This is a genomic window from Ruegeria sp. AU67, from assembly GCF_900312795.1.
GTDB classification, from domain to species: domain Bacteria; phylum Pseudomonadota; class Alphaproteobacteria; order Rhodobacterales; family Rhodobacteraceae; genus Ruegeria; species Ruegeria atlantica.
On sequence record NZ_OMPH01000024.1, the window covers coordinates 1 to 1,295 of the forward strand.

General features: G+C 60.3%; 1 protein-coding gene. It reads right to left on the reverse strand.

Going from position 1 to position 1,295, the window contains the following annotated elements; translation table 11 throughout:
* Positions 1-1,295 (reverse strand): serine hydroxymethyltransferase (gene glyA, locus DK510_RS12290; RefSeq protein WP_304572886.1); only part of this gene is annotated, 1,295 nt, incomplete at its 5' end.

A 1,295-nucleotide genomic window follows, 5' to 3' on the forward strand; every position in this document is an offset into this window, starting at 1 on the left:
TTACAGGTTTGGATAGATCGGGAATTTAGCGCAAAGCTCTGCAACCTCGGCTTTGACCTTGGCTTCAACCGCGCCATTGCCGTCTTCGCCATTGGCGGCCAGACCATCGACCACTTCGATGATCCAGTCTGCGATCTGGCGGAATTCGATCTCGCCAAAGCCGCGGGTGGTGCCGGCGGGGGAGCCCAGACGGATGCCCGAGGTGATGGTCGGTTTTTCCGGGTCAAACGGCACGCCGTTCTTGTTGCAGGTGATGTGCGCCCGGCCCAGAGCCTTGTCGACAATGTTGCCGGTTACGCCTTTGGGTCGCAGATCGACCAGCACCACATGGGTGTCGGTGCCGTGGGTCACCGTGTCCAGACCACCCTTGATCAGCTGGTCTGACAGCGCCTGTGCGTTCACCACAACCTGCTTGATGTAATCCTTGAACGCAGGCTGCAGCGCCTCTCCAAAGGCGACTGCCTTGGCTGCGATCACATGCATCAGCGGGCCGCCCTGAATGCCGGGGAAGATGGCTGAATTCACTTTCTTAGCGATATCTTCATCATTGGTCAGGATCATGCCGCCACGCGGACCGCGCAGGGTTTTGTGCGTGGTGGTGGTTGCCACATGCGCATACGGGAAGGGGCTGGGGTGCTCACCCGCTGCCACCAGACCGGCGAAGTGCGCCATGTCCACGTGCAGGTAGGCGCCGACCATGTCGGCGATCTCGCGCATGCGGGCAAAGTCGATCTGTCGCGGAATGGCCGAGCCTCCGGCGATGATCAGCTTGGGTTGGTGTTCTTTTGCCAGCGCCTCGACCTGATCATAGTCCAGCATGTTGTCTTCTTTGCGGACGCCATACTGCACCGCATTGAACCACTTGCCCGACTGGTTGGGACGGGCGCCGTGGGTCAGGTGGCCGCCTGCGTCCAGGCTCATGCCCAGAATGGTGTCGCCGGGTTGGATCAGTGCCTGGAACACGCCCTGGTTGGCCTGAGAGCCTGAGTTCGGCTGCACGTTGGCAAAGCCGCAGCCAAACAGCTCTTTAGCGCGGTCGATGGCCAGGTTCTCGGCGATGTCCACATACTGGCAGCCGCCATAATAGCGACGCCCGGGATAGCCTTCGGCGTATTTGTTGGTCATCACCGAGCCTTGTGCTTCCATCACGGCGGCAGAGACGATGTTTTCGGATGCGATCAACTCGATCTCGTCGCGCTGACGACCCAGCTCGGATGTGATCGAGCCGAACAGCTCGGGATCACGGTCAGACAGGGACTGGGTGAAAAATCCGGTATCACGGAGATTGGCGTTCA